This window comes from Paenarthrobacter sp. AT5, assembly GCF_032764245.1.
GTDB classification, from domain to species: Bacteria; Actinomycetota; Actinomycetes; order Actinomycetales; family Micrococcaceae; genus Arthrobacter; species Arthrobacter ureafaciens.
In genome coordinates, this window is record NZ_CP136441.1 from 1,819,720 (window position 1) to 1,835,648 (window position 15,929).

Sequence of the window (15,929 nt, forward strand, 5' to 3'; positions counted from 1 at the left end):
CGCCCCACCAACCACCCGAAGGATTTTCCTTGACTCAGTGCTGTATCAACCCGAGCATCCTGTCCGCGGATTTCGTCAACCTTGAGGCCGAACTGCAGCGCATCAGCAATGCCGACGCCGTGCACGTGGACGTGATGGACAACCACTTCGTCCCCAACCTCACCCTCGGGCTGCCCGTCGTGCAGAGGATTCAGGCTGTCAGCCCGGTTCCGCTGGATGCACACCTGATGATCTCCGACGCCGACCGCTGGGCGCCCGCCTACGCGGACGCAGGGGTCGCTTCCGTGACGTTCCATGCGGAAGCTGCGATGGCCCCGGTCAAGCTCGCCCGCGAGTTGCGGGCGCGCGGCGCCAAGGCCGGTATGGCGTTGCGGCCGGCAACGCCCGTGGAGCCTTATCTGGACATGCTGAGCGAAGTGGACATGTTGCTCATCATGACGGTCGAGCCGGGCTTCGGGGGACAGGCATTCCTGGACATCACGCTGCCCAAGATCCGTCGGGCACGCGAGGCCGTTGAGGGTTCGGGAGTCGACGTCGCCATCCAGGTGGACGGCGGGATCACCGAGGAAACCATCGTCCGTGCCGCCGAAGCCGGGGCCAATGTCTTCGTGGCAGGCTCTGCTGTGTACGGGCACGCGGATCCCGCAGCAGCGATCGACAGGCTCCGGCTCGCCGGTACCAAGGCCACGCAGCCCGCTGCCTAGGCAGCAACGAAGCCCAAGCAGCAACAATGTGTCACGAAGATGGCCGGGAATAGCCCGGCAATCTTCGAGGTTATGGCACAATAGCACCACACATATACGTGCTCCGGGGTCGGTGTAAGTCCGAACCGGCGGTCATAGTCCGCGACCCGCGCGCTAACGGTTACCACTCTTGTGGAGCCGGAAGCAGACGGTTGAACCGGTGGAATTCCGGTACCGACAGTTAAAGTCTGGATGGGAGAAGCACGTACAGGTATGCCGTCGGCGTCCTTTGAGGATGGCCGGGCGGGCATGCGCTGTCGTACACCCCCGGAGCCATCGCGGTCACTGGGAAGGAACGGCATGGACTTTCTGCGATGGCTCTTCGAAGCACAGATTCCCGTTGGAGGATCTGCGCTTGTTCTACGCGAAGTGCTTGGCAACATCTTTGGGCTCGCCAGCGCCCTCGGCGGAATGCGCCGCAAAGTCTGGGCATGGCCTGTTGGCATCCTCGGCAACCTCCTGTTGCTGACCGTGTTCCTCGGGAACGTCTTTGGCGCGGCGGCGCCGGCCACTTTGTGGGGCCAGGCGGGCCGCCAAATCATGTTCATGGCCGTCGCAATCTATGGCTGGTACCGCTGGCAGCAGGGGCGTCACCTTGCAGGCGAAGGCCGCGCAATCGTGCCGTTCTGGGCCAGTAACAAGGTCCGCATCGCTTTGATTGGCGCCATGGTGGCGGGAACGGCAGCACTGACACCGCTGTTCGACGCCCTCGGCTCCTACCCGCCGGTGTGGGCGGACGCCTGGACTTTCATGGGGTCACTGCTGGCCACTTATGGCATGGCCCGCGGCTGGACTGAATTCTGGCTGATCTGGGTGGCCGTGGACGTTGTGGGCGTCCCGTTGCTGTTCACCGCCGGCTATTACGCCAGTGCCTTCATGTACCTGTTTTATGGATTCTTCACCCTCGCCGGATTCTTCGTCTGGCGGCGGGCATCCAAGCGCGCAGCTGCAGTGGCCGGTCCGGCACCCGTCGCAGTGGGGGCCGCCCGATGAACGCGGTTGCCACTACCTTCAGTGTGCTTGAGTCTGCGGCCATGGACACGGCTCTGCGCGCGGCCTTGCAGGGTCCCCGTGGCGCCAACCCCTTGGTAGGTGCCGTCATTCTGAACGCCGACGGTGAGCAGGTCGCCGTCGGCTATCACCGTGGCGCCGGAACGGCACATGCCGAAGCGGACGCCATCCTCGAAGCGCGGAAGGCAGGGATCGAGCTGCGCGGTACCACCATGGTGGTGACGCTGGAGCCCTGCAACCACGTGGGTCGTACCGGTCCTTGTGCCCAGGCGATCATCGCCGCCGGTATCACCAGGGTGATTTACGCCGTCGACGATCCCCATGATCCCGCGGCAGGAGGCGCCCGCACGCTCCGTTCCGCGGGTATCACAGTGGAGTCGGGCCTCGCGGCAGCCGATGCTTTGGAGCTGAACCGGGAATGGTTCGACGCCGTTGCCTCCAAGCGGCCCTTTGTCACCTTGCACATCGCCCAGACGCTGGACAGCCGCATCGCGGCAGTGGACGGCACCAGCCAATGGATCTCCAGTCCGGAGTCGCTGGCGGACAACCACAGCCTGCGCGGACTTATTGACGCGATCCTCGTGGGCACCGGAACGGTCCTGATCGATAATCCCCGGTTGACTGCAAGGGATCCGGAGGGTGGACTTTCCGGGCGTCAACCGCTCCGCGCTGTCATGGGCCGGCGCGAGGTGCCCCAGGACGCGGCGGTGCGCGGGACGGACGGGCGCTTCCTCCACCTGGCCACCCGGGATCCGCGCGAAGCGTTGTCCATGCTGTTCGAGGAGGGCGTCCGGCACGTCATGGTGGAGGGTGGTTCGAGCATCCTCAGCACCTTCCTGGCGGCGGGCCTGGTGGATGAATTGATTGTCTACCTGGCTCCCACACTGCTGGGCTCCGGAACCCCTGCCCTGAACGACCTCGGCATCACTACCCTGTCCCAGGCCCAGCACTGGATGTGGGACGAGGCCGGCGGCGGTTCCGTGCGGACCCTCGGCAATGACCTTCGACTTCATCTCCGGCCCACCCGGCCGGCTACCACACAAGAAAATTCCCTTCCCGGCAGCGAAGCCGCGGAGTACGTCTCAGGAGGACACTGATGTTTACCGGAATTGTTGCCGAACAGGGCACCGTACTTGGCATCGACCACGACGGCGAAGCCAGCGCCACGTTGCGGCTTAAAGCCCCTACCACCACGGAGGGCCTCGCCTTGGGCGGTTCGATCGCCGTCAACGGTGTGTGCCTGACGGCTACGCAGATCAACGGGCAGGAGTTCAGCGTCGATGTCATGGGGGAGACCCTGCTCCGGACCACTATCGGTCAGTTGGCGGCGGGGGACAGCGTCAACCTGGAACGGTGCGTTCCTGCCGGCGGACGCTTGGACGGGCACGTGGTCCAGGGACACGTCGATGGCGTCGGCGAGTTGCTGGAGCGTGAGGCCCTGGGGAACTGGGACCGCTTGCGGTTCGGTGTACCTGCCACGTTGGCCCGCTACATTGCCGAGAAGGGGTCCATTGCCGTTGACGGCGTGTCGCTGACCGTGACCGCCGTCAGTCCCGCTGCCGACCCGGAGCCATGGTTCGAAGTCGGCCTGATCCCCACCACCCTCGAAGAGACCGGCCTGGGTGCAAAGCCCGTGGGTGCCAAGGTCAACCTCGAAGTCGATGTCCTGGCCAAGTACACCGAACGGCTGCTGTCCTTTGCACCCCAGGGCAAGCCTGCCCACCGTGCCGACGATGAGAGCCGGTCCGCAAGCCCCGAACAGACCACGGAAGCCCAGGAGGCTGTGCGATGAGCGCCCCCACCAAGACCGATCCCGCCCGGGTACGCAGGCAGGGCCTGGACCCCGTTGAAGCGGCCATTGCCGCAATGGCAGCCGGGAAACCGGTGATCGTGGTTGATAACGAAGACCGCGAGAACGAAGGCGACATTATCTTCGCCGCCCAGCACGCCACCCCGGCCCTTATGGGATGGACCATCCGCTACTCGTCCGGCGTCATTTGCGTGCCGCTGGAAGGAGAGCGGGCGGACGCCTTGGCACTGCCGCAAATGGTGGCCGTCAACGAGGATGCCAAGGGAACCGCCTACACGATCTCCTGCGATGCTGCCCACGGAGTGAGCACCGGGATTTCAGCGACGGACCGCGCACTGACAGCCCGGATCCTGGCGGATCCGGCGAGCACCCCGGCCCACATCACGCGCCCCGGGCATATTTTCCCCCTCCGAGCAGTTAAGGGAGGAGTGCGTGAACGCCCCGGACACACGGAAGCTGCTGTGGACTTGTGCCGGCTCGCCGGGCTTGCCCCGGTGGGTGTGATCGCGGAGTTGGTACACGACGACGGTGAAATGATGCGCCTGGACAGCCTGCGCGAGTTTGCCGCCGGGCACGGATGTCCCCTCATTTCCATTGAGGACCTGGTGGCATACGTCGAGGCGGTAGAGTCCCAGCAGGAAGAGATTCCAACGGCACACCTTTCAGTGGCAGACGAGGAGAAGCGATGACGGCATCCATCACGCGCAGCAGCGACGAGACCGAACGCACGCCCCACCCCGTGAGCGGAGGGCCGATCGTCCAATTGCCCACCGCTTTCGGAGACTTTGTGGCACAGGCCTGGACGGACCACGAGACCGGAGTTGAACACCTGGCTGTCAGCTCGCCGAATCCGTCCAGGAGCGGGAAGGCTCCGCTGGTCCGGCTGCACTCCGAGTGCCTCACCGGGGACGTCTTCGGGTCCTACCGCTGCGACTGCGGAGAGCAGCTGGCTTTTGCGCTCGAACTCATCAACGCCGAGGGCGGCACGTTGTTGTACCTGCGCGGGCAGGAAGGCCGGGGCATCGGCCTTGCCAACAAAATCAAGGCTTACGCGTTGCAGGAAGCCGGCTTCGATACCGTTGAGGCCAACGAGCAGCTGGGCCTGCCGGTCGACGCGCGTTCTTACAACGCTGCCGCGCAGATCCTGGCGGAAATGGGCCTGCAGGAAGTCCGTTTGTTGAGCAACAACCCGGACAAGCAGAACCGCTTGGCACAGGCGGGCGTCACCGTGGTGGAGATGGTAGCCACCGAGGTTCCCTCCCGCGAGCAGAACCTGCGCTACCTGCAGACCAAGAAAGACCGGATGGACCACCGTCTGACGCTCCAGGCAGAGCACGCAGGCAACGGGAAGACCCCGCTGGCCCACCCCTTTGACAGCATCAACGACTGAACGGATCTACTGCACACAATGAGCGGACACGGCGCCCCCACCATTGACCTCACCACCCTCAACCCCGAGGAAACCTCACAGCTGAAACTGGCCATTGTCGCCGCCAGCTGGCACACCCAGATCATGGACGGCCTGGTTGACGGAGCCCTCCGCGCCGCCAAGGAAGCCGGCATTGCCGAACCCGTCCTGCTGCGGGTTCCGGGCAGCTTCGAACTCCCGGTAGCGGCTGCCCGCCTTGCTCCGCACTTCGACGCCGTTGTTGCCCTGGGCGTCGTCATCCGCGGCGGCACCCCGCACTTCGATTACGTCTGCCAGGCCGCGACGTCGGGACTTACCGACGTGTCAGTCCGCACCGGTGTGCCCGTCGGCTTTGGCGTCCTCACCTGCGATACCGAGCAGCAGGGCCTGGACCGCGCGGGACTTCCCGGCTCCAGCGAGGACAAGGGCCATGAGGCTGTTACCGCAGCCTTGGCCACGGCAGTAACGCTCAAGCAGTTCCAGTAAAGGGCGGTGGCTGCCGCCCCCGGAATAAGGCCCGGCAAGGGGATGTGGGTGTGTGTTCACTCACATCCCCTTCGTCATCCAAGGCCCCAACAAGCGGTGGTTGCCGTGAAGGAAGTAGTCTGTAGGGCGTGAAGAATTTCGAGACGCTGTTCGCAGAACTGAGTGAGAAAGCAGCGACCCGCCCGGCAGGTTCGCGCACGGTAGCCGAACTGGACTCCGGAATCCACGGCATCGGCAAGAAGGTAGTCGAAGAAGCCGCCGAAGTGTGGATGGCTGCGGAATACGAATCCGACGAAGCCGCTGCCGAGGAAATCTCCCAGTTGCTGTACCACCTGCAGGTCCTCATGCTCGCCAAGGGCCTCAGCCTGGAGGACGTTTACAAGCATCTTTAGCCACGCCTCCCGGGCTGTGTCCTGCAGTGGAAACAACCGGGCCCGCAGCGTGGCCGATGTGCCTGAAAACCTCCAACAACAACAGAAAGTCTCCCAATGCTCCGTGTAGCAGTCCCCAACAAGGGATCCCTCTCCGAAGCCGCCTCAGCCATGTTGTCCGAGGCCGGCTACCGCCAGCGCCGCGACAACCGTGAACTGGTGATGGTCGATCCCGACAACGACATTGAGTTTTTCTTCCTCCGCCCCCGGGACATCGCGGTCTACGTTGGACAGGGAACGCTGGATGTCGGAATCACCGGCCGCGATCTCCTGCTCGATGCCCAGGTTGAAGCCGAAGAGCTCCTCCCGCTTGGCTTCGCGGCGTCCACCTTCCGCTTCGCGGGGCCCGTCGGTGACTTCTCCGCCGTCGAAGAGCTTGAAAACAAGCGCCTGGCCACCAGCTACGACGGCCTCTTGCGCGACTATCTCGCAGAGCGCGGGGTCAACGCCAAGGTGGTCCGCCTGGATGGTGCCGTGGAATCGTCGGTGCGCCTCGGCGTCGCCGATGCCATTGCCGACGTCGTCGAAACCGGAAACACCCTCAAGGCCGCCGGGATGGAAATCTTCGGCGACCCGATCCTCCGCTCCGAAGCGGTGCTCATCCGGCGCGCAGGCAACGGCGGTGCCGCCAACGGTACTGCCAAGGAAATCGACGTCCTGATCCGCCGCCTCCAGGGCGTACTGGTGGCACGGCAGTACGTGCTCATGGACTACGACATCCGCAAGGACCTCGTGGAAGACGCCGCAGCCCTCACTCCGGGCCTGGAATCGCCCACCGTGTCGCCGCTGCGCGACTCGGAATGGGTTGCCGTGCGGTCCATGGTTCCCAAGAAGGAAACCAACCGGATCATGGATGAGCTCTACGACCTGGGCGCCCGGGCGATCCTGGTCAGCAGCATCCACGCCTGCCGTATCTGACCCGCGCTCCGATCAGCAGAACCGCAGAATTGAGGATCAGCACATGGCTGTAGCCGTACGCGTTATTCCCTGCCTGGACGTTGATGCAGGCCGCGTAGTCAAAGGCGTCAACTTCGAAGGCCTCCGGGACGCGGGGGATCCGGTGGAATTGGCGCACCGCTACGACAACGGAGGCGCCGACGAACTGACGTTCCTGGACGTCACTGCGTCGTCCGGCAACCGCGAGACTACCTTCGACGTCGTCCGCCGGACCGCCGAGGAAGTCTTTATTCCGCTCACCGTCGGAGGCGGCGTCCGTGGCGTTGCCGAGGTGGACAAGTTGCTCCGCTTTGGTGCCGACAAGGCCTCGATCAACACCGCAGCCGTCGCCCGGCCGGAGGTCATCGACGAAATCACCCGCCACTTCGGCTCCCAGGTCCTGGTGCTGTCCGTGGATGCGCGCCGCACCCGCGAAGGTGACGCCCCGACGTCGTCGGGCTTTGAAGTCACTACCCACGGCGGCCGCAAGGGCACCGGGATCGACGCCATTGCCTGGGCGAAGGAAGCCGCGGACCGTGGTGTCGGCGAAATCCTGCTGAACTCGATCGACGCTGACGGAACCAAAGACGGATTCGACCTTGAACTCATCCGCCTGGTCCGGGCAGCCGTGAACATTCCGATCATCGCCTCCGGCGGTGCGGGGGAGCCGCAGCACTTCCCGCCCGCTGTGGAAGCAGGAGCCGACGCTGTGCTGGCTGCCTCCGTGTTCCACTTCGGACCGGACGACATGATTGCCCAAGTCAAGGCAGCGATCGCGCAGGCCGGATTCGAAGTACGTTAACCCGTACGGTAACCACATAGCGTTCACAACAACGAAAGGGCCACCTGCAGGTGGCTCTTTCGTTGTTGTTGTGGGTTTGCCCTAAAGTCCGATGTCGGCCGATTGCAAAAGCGCGACGGCGTCCGGCTGGCCTTCGAACGTGACCAACGCCTGGTTGGTCCGGCCGTGGGCGTGCATGATCAGCTCGCCCGGCTCTCCGACGATTGCCACCGATACGGGTGCCCGCTTGGCCACGTGGCGGGGTCCCGTGGGCCGCACGAGCACGATGCCAAGATCGACTCCGCGGTAAAGGAAAGCTGCCCGCTTGATGAGATCGTCCCAGAGGGCGTCCGAATAGGCTTCGTCCAAGGCGCGGGGCGCCCAGCGGTCACCGGCCCTGCGGATGTCCTCGGTGTGCACGAAGTATTCAATGAGGTTGGAGGTCTCGTCCAGGGCTTTGATCCTCAACGGCGAAAGGGCCGGCGGGCCTGCCCGGAACGCCTTGACCAGCTTGGCGTAGTCCTCGGCAGTCTTCAGCTTGGAAGCCAGCTTGGCCGTCGCCTTGTCCGAGGCCTTTCCCAGGCTTGGGATCAACAGCCCGATGCCCACGGATGCTTTGCGTTCACGCAGGTACAAGTGGGCGGCAAGATCGCGCGTCAGCCACCCTTCACAGAGCGTGGGGGAGTCAGGCCCGGCCGCCAGCAAGGTTTCGGCCAGTACTTCTCGGGAAGGATCGACGAAATGCATCACTTGTGAAACTAGCACGATCGAGCCGCTGTTGCGCAGAGGAACCGCCGCAGGAACCGGGCCCCGGCAAAGGCACTAGACTTGATCTGATGTCTGAGCAGTCCACCCCCAGCCCAACTCCCGCCGCGGAGGCAGCGAGCGACCCCGCCGCAACCCTGCCGCAGGAGATTTCCAGCGCGCTCAAGCGCGATCCTGCAGGCCTTGTAGCCGCCATCGTCCAGCAGCATGACACCAACGAGGTCCTCATGCTGGGCTGGATGGATGACGAAGCTCTTCGGCGCACGATGACCACCGGTCGTGTCACTTTCTACTCCCGTTCGCGCCAGGAATACTGGCGCAAGGGCGACACTTCCGGGCATGTCCAGTTCGTGAAGTCTGTCGCCCTTGACTGCGACGGCGATGCCCTTCTGGTCCGGGTGGACCAAGTGGGCGCTGCCTGCCATACGGGAACCCGGACCTGCTTCGACGGACGCGAGCTGACCGTCGTCGCCGGCAACCGTGACTAGGGCCCCCATCCTTAACCACTGACTCACCACCTCACACAAAGGCGGAAAGATATAGCCATGCAGGACCTTGGAATCATCAGCCCGGGCCTGGAAGAGTTCCGGAAACTCGCCGCCCACAGCCGTGTCATCCCCGTTCGACTCAAAGTACTGGCCGACGCCGAGACACCCATCGGCCTCTACCGGAAGCTGGCGCAGGGCCAACCCGGCACCTTCCTGATGGAGTCCGCTGCCGTCGGCGGCTCATGGTCCCGTTACTCCTTCATTGGCGCCAAATCCCGCGCCACCCTGACCACCAAAGGCGGAAACGCGCACTGGATTGGCCAGCCGCCGGTGGGTGTCCCGACGTCCGGCAACCCCGTGGAAGCCGTCCGCGACACCATCGCGGCACTGCAAACCGACCGTTTTGAAGGCCTGCCTCCCTTCACGTCCGGCATGGTGGGCTTCCTCGGCTGGGAGACAGTGCGCCACTGGGAGCGCTTGACCTCCCCGCCCGAGGACGATCTGCAGTTGCCGGAGATGGCCCTGAACCTCGTGACGGACATGGCCGTGCATGACAATGTGGACGGCACAGTTTTGCTCATTGCCAACGCGATCAACTTCGACAACAGCTCCGAGCGCGTGGACGAGGCATGGCATGACGCCGTGGCACGGGTCAAGGCGTTGCTGGAGCAGATCAGCACGCCCGTTGCCCAGCCGGTCTCGGTGCTGGAAAGCGCTGCCTTGGACTTCGCTTCCAGCGTGCAGGAGCGCTGGGACGAGAACCAATACCTGGAAGCCATTGACCGCGGCAAGGAAGCCATTGTTGATGGTGAAGTCTTCCAGGTGGTCATCTCGCGCCGGTTCGAAATGGAATGCGCCGCTGATCCACTGGATGTCTACAGGGTCCTGCGCAATACCAACCCGAGCCCGTACATGTACATTTTCAGCCTCGCCGATGCCGATGGCCGGGAGTACTCAATTGTGGGTTCGTCCCCGGAGGCGCTGGTCACCGTGACCGGCGGTGAAGTCATCACCCACCCGATCGCAGGTTCGCGTCCCCGGGGCAAGACCGTGGAAGCCGACAAGGCCTTTGCCGCGGAGCTGCTGGCTGACCAAAAGGAGCGCGCAGAGCACCTGATGCTGGTGGACCTCTCCAGGAACGACCTCTCCAAGGTGTGCGTGGCTGGAACCGTGGACGTCACCCAGTTCATGGAGGTGGAGCGCTTCAGCCACATCATGCACTTGGTCTCCACCGTGGTGGGGGAGCTGGCTCCCGACGCCAAGGCGTATGACGTCCTCAAGGCGACCTTCCCTGCGGGGACCCTGTCCGGTGCCCCCAAGCCCCGTGCTTTGCGCCTCCTGGACGAGCTTGAACCACACCGGCGCGGAATTTACGGCGGGGTGGTGGGCTACCTCGACTTCGCCGGCGACATGGATATGGCCATTGCCATTCGCTCTGCCCTGCTGCGCGAAGGACGGGCCTACGTGCAGGCCGGCGGAGGCATCGTGGCCGATTCGCACAAGCCGTCCGAGGCCTTGGAAACCGTCAACAAGGCGGCAGCACCCCTGCGCGCGGTCCACACCGCCGGTTCGCTGCACAACATCGCTGCTGACGGCGTGGGCGAGGCCGGAGCAGACGAGGACGGAACTCCAGCACCGTGACGGCAAAGGCGCAAGACAAGACCTCCGGCGTTGAGCGGCGGTGGACCCGGAAATCGACCGTGGTCCTGGCCACCGTGATTCTGGCCTTCGCGGTCTTCGGCACCACTACGCAGACGTGGATCGAGGTCCGCTTGGACCCGGCTGCCGTTTCCAACAGCAACCTCCAAGTACCCGGCAACAAGGCCGCCACCGCAGTAACAGCCCTGGCGCTCGTAGCCTTGGCCGGTGCCCTTGCGGCGTCCATCGCCGGCAGGATTGCCCGGTGGATCATTGCGGTGATCATCGGGTTGTCGGCTGTCGGTACCATCCTGGCTGCCGGGACGGTCCTCGGTGATCCGTTGGGTGCCGCACAAGGTTCCATCGCTGCAGCAACCGGCGTCTCCGGCGGGCAGGCCGGAGTGAGCACCACGGTGTTTCCTGTGCTTGCCGTTGTTGCGGCCGCACTCCTGGCAGGCTGCGCCGTGTGGCTCCCGTTGGCCGGGCGCCATTGGAAGACCAGGACCAAGTACGCCGCCGCCCGCGCAGGGGAGCGCGGCACCGGTCCAGTCGATGAGATCGACAGTTGGGACAGCCTTTCCCGCGGAGAAGACCCCACGTAAGCGGCGTGTCCGGCCGGGGCCGCCGTCGAACATCAACTTCCGCAACAAAAGGGCCCGGCACTCGCCCTGACGTCGGTCGATGTCCCGGCCATGGCCAATAAATGGCAGAATGTAAGCAGTATTCATCCCGAGGAGATTCCACATGAGCAAAACCACAGTGTCCGCCAACCAAGCCGAGTCCGCCATGGCCAGCCACGCTGATGCCATCGGCCACGGAAACAGCCCGGCTGCCTGGACCTGCGTGATTGTGATGCTGGTCGGCGCCCTCGTTGCCTCCATCGCTTTCGTGATTGCCAGCACGCCCATCTTCATCGGCGGCATCGCAGTCATGGTCATCGGCCTGATTGTTGGTTGGGCCATGCGTAAGGCCGGCTACGGAGTGGGTGGCAGCAAGCTGCAGAACAACGGCCACTAATCGTGACCGTTCTTGACGACATCATCGTCGGCGTCAAGGAGGACATGGAGGCCCGTCGGCGGCTTGTTTCTCCCCTTGAGCTGAAGGACCGCGTAGCGGCAGCCGCCCCGGCACGTGATGCCTGGGCAGCGCTCGGCGGACCCTCCGCCACGCGCGAAGACCTGAAGGTCATCGCGGAGATCAAGCGGCGCAGCCCCTCCAAGGGTGACCTTGCACCGATCGAGGATCCGGCGTCCCTCGCCGCGCAGTACGAAGACGGCGGTGCGTCCGTCATCAGCGTGCTGACGGAGCAACGCCGATTCGGCGGATCGCTGGCCGACCTGGATGCCGTTCGCGCCACCGTGAACATCCCCCTGCTCCGCAAGGACTTCACGGTTGACGAATACCAGATCTGGGAAGCCCGTGCCCACGGCGCCGACCTTATCCTGCTGATCGTCGCCGCGCTGTCCGATGCCCAACTGGCGGACTACAGCGCACTCAGCCGGGAACTTGGCATGAACGTCCTGGTGGAAACTCACACCGAGCAGGAAATTGAACGCGCCGTCGCGGCCAATGCCCGCATCATTGGCGTCAACGTCCGCAACTTGAAAACGCTCGACGTCGACCGCTCCCTTTTCGCCTCGCTCGCCGGTCTTATTCCGGCTGAGGCGGTCATTGTCGCGGAGTCGGGCGTGCGCAGTGCCGATGACGTTTCGCACTACGCCGCGAGTGGCGCCAACGCCATCCTCGTCGGTGAAGCGTTGGTCAGCGACGCCACACCGCGGGAACGCATCAACGAATTCAAAGCAGCTGGTGCTGCTGCCATCGCTGTCAGGAACTGAGACGCACCTGAAGCAAGGCGTTAGCTACGAGGCAGCCCGGACTGTGGTCCGAGGCTGCCTTGTGGCACGTGAATACCCATTGAACTAACTGGAACAGGACGGTGAGACTGATGGTGGACGCGCCAACAGCCAACTCGGAAGAGAATGCGGCCGACGCATTCCTGCAAGGTGGCATTTCGCTGCGCAACGCTGCCGGCCCGTACTTCGGCAAGTACGGCGGCCGCTGGATGCCTGAATCGCTCATCGCTGCCTTGGACGAGGTCCAGGACACGTTCGAGAAAGCCAAGGCCGATCCTGATTTCCTTGCCGAACTGAAGGACCTCAACAAGAACTACTCCGGCCGTCCGTCGCTGTTGACCGAAGCCAAGCGTTTCTCCCAGCATGCCGGTGGCGCTCGGATCTTCCTCAAGCGCGAGGACCTCAACCACACCGGATCGCACAAGATCAACAACGTCCTGGGCCAGGCCCTCCTTGCCAAGCGCATGGGCAAGACCCGCGTCATCGCCGAGACCGGCGCCGGCCAGCACGGCGTTGCCAGCGCGACTGCCGCAGCCCTGCTGGGGTTGGAGTGCGTGGTGTACATGGGCGCCGAGGACTGCCGCCGCCAGGCCCTCAACGTGGCCCGCATGCAGCTCCTTGGAGCCACCGTAGTGCCGGTAACCAACGGTTCCCAGACGCTGAAGGACGCCATCAACGACGCCCTGCGTGACTGGGTCGCCAACGTGGACAACACCCACTACCTGCTGGGTACTGCGGCAGGGGCCCACCCGTTCCCCGCGATGGTCCGCTTCTTCCATGAAGTGATCGGCGAGGAAGCCCGCGCCCAGATCCTCGAACAGACCGGCAAACTCCCGGACGCCATCTGCGCCTGCATCGGCGGCGGCTCCAACGCGATCGGCCTGTTCCACAGTTTCCTGGACGACGCTTCCGTGAAAATCTACGGCTTCGAGGCCGGAGGCGAAGGCCTGGAAACGGGACGACACGCTGCAGCGATTTCCTTGGGACGTCCGGGTGTGCTGCACGGTGCCCGTTCCTACCTCATGCAGGACGAGGACGGCCAGACGGTCGAGTCGCACTCGATCTCCGCCGGCCTGGACTACCCGAGTGTCGGACCCGAACACTCCTACCTTGCCGACATCGGCCGGGTGACTTACGAGCCCATCACGGACACGGAAGCAATGGATGCCTTCAGCCTGCTCTGCCGGACCGAAGGCATTATTCCCGCGATCGAGTCCTCGCACGCCCTCGCCGGGGCCATCAAGGTGGGCCAGCGACTCACGGCAGGCAAGGAGAACCCGGCCGAGGTGACCATCATCGTCAACCTCTCCGGGCGCGGTGACAAGGACGTGGAGACCGCTGCGGCGTGGTTCAACATGCTCGATGAGGAAGGCCACGTCAAGGGCACCACGCTGTCCACCCGCAAGCCCAAGGGACCGACGGAGCACACCTCCGAAGCTGCCGTGGATGTCAACGAGGACCAGAACTGATGACCGAGCAATACCAGAGCAAGTCCGCTGCGGCGATCGACCGTGCCAAGTCCGAGGGGCGTGCCGCCCTCATCGGGTACCTGCCGGCCGGCTACCCCACGGTCCAGGACAGCATCGACGCCGGTATTGCGTTGGCCCGCAACGGCGCTGACCTGATCGAGATCGGCATCCCTTACTCCGATCCCGTCATGGACGGCCCCGTCATCCAGGCAGCTACTACCGAAGCCATCAACAACGGTTTCCGGGTTTCCCACGTGTTTGACGTCGTTGCCGGCATTACGGCGGCAACGGATGCCGCAGTCCTGGTGATGACCTACTGGAACCCTGTGATGCGCATGGGCGTTGACGAGTTCTCCCGCCGTCTGGCAGAAGCCGGGGGAGCAGGCCTCATTACCCCGGACCTCATTCCCGACGAAGCCGCTGAATGGTTTGAAGCCTCGGACAAGTACGGCCTGGACCGCGTGTTCCTGGTGGCCCCGTCCTCCACTCCCGAGCGCTTGGACATGACAGTCAAGGCGAGCCGTGGATTCGTCTACGGCGTTTCCATCATGGGTGTCACGGGTGCCCGCCAGTCGGTCAGCAGCAGCGCGGAGGACGTGGTGGCACGGGCGCACGCGGCGGGAGCCGAGCGTGTCTGCGTGGGCCTGGGTGTTTCCAACCCTGACCACGTCCGCGAGATAGCCGCGTATGCCGATGGCGTGATCGTCGGCACTGCCCTGGTGGCGGCCCTGCGCGATGGCGGCGTGGACGCCGTCGGGCAACTCACCAAGAACCTCAGCGCCGGCTTGGGCCGCGCAGCTGCAGACGCCTAGGAAAAGGAACAGCGACGCACATGCACAACGTCCTCCACGCAGCGGCCATGGTCCCGATGAGCATCCCGAGCCCATCGTGGTCCGGATTCGACATTCCGCTCCCGTGGGGGACGTTGCGCATCCACGCCTACGCCTTGTGCATCCTTGCCGGGATCATCGTTGGCCTGTGGCTCACCTCGGTCCGCTGGAAGCGTCGCGGCACTCCGGAGGGCAGCTTGTGGGATATTGCCATCTGGGCGATTCCCCTGGGAATCATCGGCGGCCGGCTCTACCACGTGTTCTCGTCACCGGACGCCTACTTCGGCCCGGGCTTTGACGGCACAGGTGACTTGTCCCTGATTCCGCAAATACAGCGGGGCGGCCTGGGAATCTGGGGCGCGGTGCTCTTGGGCGCCGTCGGTGCCTGGATTGGCTGCCGGCGGGCCGGGGTCAAGCTGACCGCCTTCCTGGATGCGGCAGCTCCGGGACTCCTGCTGGCGCAGGCGATCGGCCGCTGGGGCAACTGGTTCAACCAGGAACTGTTCGGCGCCCCGACGACGCTTCCCTGGGGGCTGCAGATTGATCCGGCCAACGCGAACTTCCCGGCCGGCATGGCTGCCGATACCCTCTTCCACCCCACCTTCCTCTATGAGTTCCTGTGGAACCTCGCAGGCGTCGGCATCCTGTTGCTCCTTGACCGCAGGTTCAATTTCCGGAAGGGACGCCTGTTCTGGCTCTACGCGATGTACTACACCGTGGGCCGCGTATGGATCGAGGCGCTGAGGATAGACGATGCCGAGCAGATCAGCCTCTTCGGTATCACCACCCGGCTTAACGTATGGACCAGTATTTTCGTGTTCCTAGCGGCACTGGTGATCTTCCTCCTGCTGGGCAGGGGAGGGCGCCCGGTGCCTGACAGCCCCTATCTGCCGGGCAAGGAGCCGTCCCCGGAGGCTACTTCCGAGGCGTCCTCCCGGTCCGCCGGGGATGCCTCGACGGTGACGAGCGTCACGAGTCATGATGCGGACCGATCTGTCTCAGATAGTGGTTCCCGTGATAATCTCCCAGATAACCAAAGCGATCCGGGCCACGTTGACCAGCCGCAGGAAGCAGCAGGGGATTCCGGCCGAGGCACCCAGGCCACGACGGAATCGGAATCTGCTGGTACTGCCGCGAGGAAGGCCCCCGGATCTTCGCCGGAAGGTGACGTCACCAAGTAGTCGCGTCCGGCAAAAAGGGGCAACAGAGTCACCGCTCGTAGGGCCCAGTCCACAGCGTCGTGGCACCCCGGAATCCGGATCGCAAAACACACCGAT

19 protein-coding genes and 1 riboswitch are annotated in these 15,929 nt (G+C 64.4%); of the genes, 18 read left to right on the forward strand and 1 reads right to left on the reverse strand.

Annotation, left to right across the window (positions count from 1 at the left end):
- The first annotated feature begins 29 nt into the window (after positions 1-29).
- From rpe to hisF, 10 genes are all read left to right on the forward strand, one after another.
- Entirely contained in the window at positions 30-704 is a 675-nt protein-coding gene (rpe, locus tag RI444_RS08355; protein WP_062096208.1) for a ribulose-phosphate 3-epimerase, read from the forward strand.
- Between the two features lie 94 nt (positions 705-798).
- Positions 799-952: riboswitch (FMN riboswitch) on the forward strand.
- Between the two features lie 91 nt (positions 953-1,043).
- Positions 1,044-1,736: a nicotinamide riboside transporter PnuC gene (pnuC, locus tag RI444_RS08360; RefSeq protein ID WP_179014820.1), complete on the forward strand. Its 693-nt coding sequence runs from the start codon at positions 1,044-1,046 to the stop codon at positions 1,734-1,736.
- Positions 1,733-2,851, forward strand: a complete 1,119-nt coding sequence (gene ribD / locus RI444_RS08365; protein WP_021473068.1) for a bifunctional diaminohydroxyphosphoribosylaminopyrimidine deaminase/5-amino-6-(5-phosphoribosylamino)uracil reductase RibD — start codon at positions 1,733-1,735, stop codon at positions 2,849-2,851. The genes pnuC and ribD overlap by 4 nt, the downstream gene beginning before the upstream one ends.
- Positions 2,851-3,546, forward strand: coding sequence for a riboflavin synthase (locus RI444_RS08370; RefSeq protein ID WP_062096218.1), 696 nt, complete (start codon positions 2,851-2,853; stop codon positions 3,544-3,546). Before ribD ends, RI444_RS08370 begins: the two co-directional genes overlap by 1 nt.
- A complete protein-coding gene (gene ribB / locus RI444_RS08375) occupies positions 3,543-4,253 on the forward strand; it encodes a 3,4-dihydroxy-2-butanone-4-phosphate synthase (RefSeq protein WP_069695706.1) in 711 nt (236 codons plus the stop codon). The genes RI444_RS08370 and ribB overlap by 4 nt, the downstream gene beginning before the upstream one ends.
- The gene (ribA, locus tag RI444_RS08380; protein WP_021473065.1) at positions 4,250-4,954 is read left to right on the forward strand and encodes a GTP cyclohydrolase II; all 705 of its coding nucleotides are present in this window, start codon (positions 4,250-4,252) and stop codon (positions 4,952-4,954) included. Before ribB ends, ribA begins: the two co-directional genes overlap by 4 nt.
- A gap of 18 nt (positions 4,955-4,972) precedes the next feature.
- Entirely contained in the window at positions 4,973-5,458 is a 486-nt protein-coding gene (ribH, locus tag RI444_RS08385) for a 6,7-dimethyl-8-ribityllumazine synthase (protein ID WP_062096219.1), read from the forward strand.
- Positions 5,459-5,586: 128 nt separating this feature from the next.
- Positions 5,587-5,850, forward strand: coding sequence for a phosphoribosyl-ATP diphosphatase (locus RI444_RS08390; RefSeq protein WP_018778638.1), 264 nt, complete (start codon positions 5,587-5,589; stop codon positions 5,848-5,850).
- Positions 5,851-5,946: 96 nt separating this feature from the next.
- Entirely contained in the window at positions 5,947-6,807 is an 861-nt protein-coding gene (hisG, locus tag RI444_RS08395) for an ATP phosphoribosyltransferase (protein ID WP_207604835.1), read from the forward strand.
- Positions 6,808-6,850: 43 nt separating this feature from the next.
- Entirely contained in the window at positions 6,851-7,627 is a 777-nt protein-coding gene (hisF, locus tag RI444_RS08400) for an imidazole glycerol phosphate synthase subunit HisF (protein WP_021473062.1), read from the forward strand.
- 81 nt (positions 7,628-7,708) lie between these two features.
- Here hisF and RI444_RS08405 read toward each other — a convergent pair whose 3' ends face one another.
- Entirely contained in the window at positions 7,709-8,353 is a 645-nt protein-coding gene (locus tag RI444_RS08405; RefSeq protein ID WP_021473061.1) for a TIGR03085 family metal-binding protein, read from the reverse strand.
- Between the two features lie 89 nt (positions 8,354-8,442).
- Between RI444_RS08405 and hisI the strand changes: the two genes are divergently transcribed.
- The 8 genes from hisI to lgt all read left to right on the forward strand — a co-directional run bounded on the left by hisI (position 8,443) and on the right by lgt (position 15,833).
- Positions 8,443-8,859 (forward strand): phosphoribosyl-AMP cyclohydrolase, encoded by a 417-nt coding sequence (gene hisI, locus RI444_RS08410; RefSeq protein WP_021473060.1) that lies wholly within the window; start codon positions 8,443-8,445, stop codon positions 8,857-8,859.
- Between the two features lie 57 nt (positions 8,860-8,916).
- A complete protein-coding gene (locus RI444_RS08415) occupies positions 8,917-10,500 on the forward strand; it encodes an anthranilate synthase component I (protein WP_207604834.1) in 1,584 nt (527 codons plus the stop codon).
- Positions 10,497-11,099, forward strand: a complete 603-nt coding sequence (locus RI444_RS08420; protein ID WP_207604833.1) for a Trp biosynthesis-associated membrane protein — start codon at positions 10,497-10,499, stop codon at positions 11,097-11,099. The genes RI444_RS08415 and RI444_RS08420 overlap by 4 nt, the downstream gene beginning before the upstream one ends.
- Before the next feature lie 142 nt (positions 11,100-11,241).
- Positions 11,242-11,514, forward strand: a complete 273-nt coding sequence (locus RI444_RS08425) for an HGxxPAAW family protein (protein WP_021473057.1) — start codon at positions 11,242-11,244, stop codon at positions 11,512-11,514.
- A 2-nt stretch (positions 11,515-11,516) separates the two neighbouring features.
- A complete protein-coding gene (gene trpC / locus RI444_RS08430) occupies positions 11,517-12,335 on the forward strand; it encodes an indole-3-glycerol phosphate synthase TrpC (protein WP_021473056.1) in 819 nt (272 codons plus the stop codon).
- Between the two features lie 110 nt (positions 12,336-12,445).
- Positions 12,446-13,822 carry a tryptophan synthase subunit beta gene (gene trpB, locus RI444_RS08435; protein ID WP_021473055.1) on the forward strand — a complete coding sequence of 459 codons (1,377 nt, stop codon included), beginning with the start codon at positions 12,446-12,448 and terminating at the stop codon, positions 13,820-13,822.
- A complete protein-coding gene (gene trpA, locus RI444_RS08440; protein WP_179014830.1) occupies positions 13,822-14,634 on the forward strand; it encodes a tryptophan synthase subunit alpha in 813 nt (270 codons plus the stop codon). The genes trpB and trpA overlap by 1 nt, the downstream gene beginning before the upstream one ends.
- A gap of 20 nt (positions 14,635-14,654) precedes the next feature.
- Complete coding sequence (lgt, locus tag RI444_RS08445) at positions 14,655-15,833, forward strand: prolipoprotein diacylglyceryl transferase (RefSeq protein WP_062096235.1); 1,179 nt, start codon at positions 14,655-14,657, stop codon at positions 15,831-15,833.
- Positions 15,834-15,929 lie beyond the last annotated feature (96 nt).